Raw genomic sequence first — 3,264 nt, 5'->3', positions numbered from 1 at the left:
GTCGAAACCGCTCTCAAAATCGGCGGCGGCCTGGCATTGGTCGAGATCGTAGGAAAAAATTCCACCGAGATTCTCTTTTCCGAAAAATTCGCCTGTCCCGATTGCGGTGTCTCGGTCCCGGAAATCACGCCCCGGATGTTTTCGTTCAACAGTCCGTACGGCGCCTGTCCGGAATGCGGCGGCCTGGGTACAAAGAGCTTTATCGACCCCGAACTGGTCGTCCCCAATTCCCAACTCTCGCTCCGGGAAGGGGCCATCGCCCCTTGGCAGAAGAAATGGTCGTTCTTTCATTTCCAGACGCTGGAATCTTTGGCGGAGCATTATCAATTCGACATTCGAACCCCCTGGAAGAAACTCCCCAAAAAATTCCAGGACCTGATTCTCCGGGGAAGCGGGAAGGAAAAAATTTCCTTCCGTTACGACATGGAAGAGAGCAGCTACAAGACGGACAAGGCCTTCGAAGGAGTCATTCCGAGCCTCATGCGGAGGTACCGAGAAAGCGAATCGGAAGATGTCCGCGAGGACATTGAACGATATATGGGGGTCCTCCCCTGTCACGCGTGCAAAGGGAGTCGGCTGAAGAAGGAGTCGCTTTACATTAGAATCGCCAATCAATCGATTGCGGAAGTTTCCGCCTTAACGATCGAGCGGGCGTTTTCGTTCTTTCAACATCTGGAACTGACGGATCGTGAGGCGATGATCGCGGAGAAAATTCTTCGCGAGATCAAAGACCGCCTCGCGTTCTTGATTAACGTCGGGCTTTCCTACCTGAACGTGGACCGAATGGCGGGCACGTTGTCGGGCGGAGAGGCGCAGCGGATCCGTCTGGCCACGCAAATCGGATCCGGCCTCGTCGGCGTTCTCTATATCTTGGACGAACCGAGCATCGGCCTCCACCAGCGCGACAACGATCGCCTGCTGGCCACGCTCAAACATCTTCGGGATATGGGAAATACCGTTCTGGTCGTCGAGCATGACCGCGACACGATTCTGGAGGCCGATCACGTCCTCGACCTCGGGCCGGGCGCCGGCCGTTTGGGCGGTTATATCGTCGCGGAGGGCACGCCGAAACAGGTCTCGAATAATCCCTCATCGCTCACGGGACAATATCTGTCCGGACGAAGATGGATCCCGCTGCCGAACCGGCGGCGCTCGCCCGGAAAAAATTGGCTGCGGCTTATCGGTGCCCGCGCCAACAACTTGAAAAGCATTGCGGTGGAGTTTCCGATCGGCCTTTTCACCTGTGTGACCGGCGTTTCAGGCTCCGGAAAATCGACGCTGGTGGTCGACACGCTCTTTCCGCTGCTCAAACAATATCTCTACCAGTCCAAAGATCCGGCGGGGGACGTGGACCGTATTGAGGGCCTGGCGTTTATCGACAAGGTGATCGACATCGACCAGTCCCCCATTGGGCGCACGCCTCGATCAAACCCCGCCACGTACACCGGCGCCTTCACGCCGATCCGAGAACTTTTCGCCGAACTCCCCGAGGCCGAAGTTCGCGGATACAAGCCGGGCCGTTTTTCCTTCAACGTGAAAGGCGGGCGATGCGAAAGCTGCTCGGGAGACGGGATCTTACGGATTGAGATGCATTTCCTTCCCGACGTCTACGTCACATGCGAAGCGTGCGGAGGGCATCGTTATAATAGAGAGACGCTCGACGTCCTTTTTCACGGAAAATCGATCGCCGAGGTTTTGGCGATGACCGTGAAAGATGCGCGGGACCTCTTTTCACGAGTGCCGACCATCCAGGACAAGCTGGCGACGCTCGACGAAGTCGGCCTGGGCTACATCACGCTGGGACAGTCGGCGACGACTCTTTCCGGCGGCGAGGCGCAACGGATAAAATTGGCCAAGGAGCTGACGAAACGATCCACCGGGCGGACCGTTTATATTTTGGATGAACCGACGACCGGCCTGCACTTCGAGGACATTCGCAAACTCCTGGAAGTGCTGAACCGGTTGGTGGATCAAGGGAATACCGTCATTGTGATCGAGCACCATCTCGATGTCATCAAGACGGCCGACTGGGTGATCGATCTGGGACCCGAAGGGGGCGAACATGGGGGACGCGTCATCGTCGCCGGAACGCCCGAAGCGATTGCCCAGGAAGCCCATTCGTATACGGGGCACTACATGAGGGGGGTACTGTCGCCACAAACCCGGCGGGCTCAAGCTTCGTAGCTGCTCGGCACACCAGCATAGGAGATTTTTTGTTGCCAGTTGCGGTGCAATGCGTTATAAGCCGGCGGGAGAGGTAAGCTTATGATTTTAAACACCTTCAGAATCGGTCTCGTGGGGGCTTCGATGTTGATTGCGTTCACCGCTACGGGACGCGCGCAGAACATATCCAAACCGGAAGCCTGGCAAGTCGAATGTGCCCGACGCCTAAAAGAACGTGCGCTCGAAATCAACGAAGCCAGCCGGCGGAATATCGACACAAAGAAACCGATCGCCAGGCTATATTTCATTGCAATGAATCAATTCCAGATCGTATGCGATGGCAGCACGCTGCTTGTGGATCTGGAAAATGTCGATTCGCCGGCAGCTCTCGTGGAAAGTTTGGCGTTCGAGATCGAGCATAGGCAGCGTCGTGCTTCCGATAAGTTCAAGGTTCTCGTCGTCCCCTGCCCGCGAGGGGAGGAAGGCTGCCCCACAAATGTGGAATCCGTTGAGCCTGATTCGGACGAGCCGATCGAGCGGGCGACTTCCTTTATTCTTCATGTTCCCGTGACACGCTTGGAAAACGGGAAAGTGATCTGGGTCCCCTTTCTTCCTCCCTTGCCACCCGCACCTTAATTCGGCCCATAAACTTGAGGAGAAATATTATGAAGACCAAAGTGATCGCATTATTCATTTCCCTGACCTGGATGGCAGGTGGTTCATCGGCACGCGCTTCCGAAGGACCTTCGCCCAGGAAGATTGAAGGCGGTGTGGGTTCTGCAGCCGCAATTCTGTTCGAAGCCCTTAGAGAGAATCGCCGTCTTGAGAAAAACGGCGTTAAAGTCGTGCTCACCGAAACGACTTCCACCGGCATCGAAGAAATAACAAAAGTCTCGACTGCGACAAGACGGGAGGATCAAGTCCGTTGCGAGCGGAAAAAAGTGTCCACCCGCAAGCCACGCGACAATTTTGACGTTTTGTCTCACGCCGGCAGGCCGGAAAATTACGACCGGCAAATCTCGTATCGATGCCTATTTTGGCTTTCTTCCTCGAAGATAATTTCCCCGGGTGGTGTCGACCAACTTGCGCCGGTTTTGTTTG

General features: G+C 55.8%; 3 protein-coding genes. All 3 read left to right on the top strand.

Features of this window, described 5'->3' with window-relative positions; translation table 11 throughout:
* Window positions 1-2,184, top strand: a 2,184-nt coding sequence (uvrA, locus tag VI895_14400; protein ID HLG20990.1) for an excinuclease ABC subunit UvrA, incomplete at its 5' end; no start/stop codon positions are given.
* A gap of 81 nt (window positions 2,185-2,265) precedes the next feature.
* Window positions 2,266-2,799 carry a hypothetical protein gene (locus VI895_14395; protein HLG20989.1) on the top strand — a complete coding sequence of 178 codons (534 nt, stop codon included), beginning with the start codon at window positions 2,266-2,268 and terminating at the stop codon, window positions 2,797-2,799.
* Between the two features lie 29 nt (window positions 2,800-2,828).
* A partial coding sequence (locus VI895_14390) for a hypothetical protein (GenBank protein HLG20988.1) occupies window positions 2,829-3,264 on the top strand: 436 nt, incomplete at its 3' end.

Source organism: Bdellovibrionota bacterium (genome assembly GCA_035292885.1).
Classification (GTDB): domain Bacteria; phylum Bdellovibrionota_G; class JALEGL01; order JALEGL01; family DATDPG01; genus DATDPG01.
Note: the sequence above shows the minus strand (reverse complement) of the source record. Positions and strands in the feature narration are given on the sequence as shown.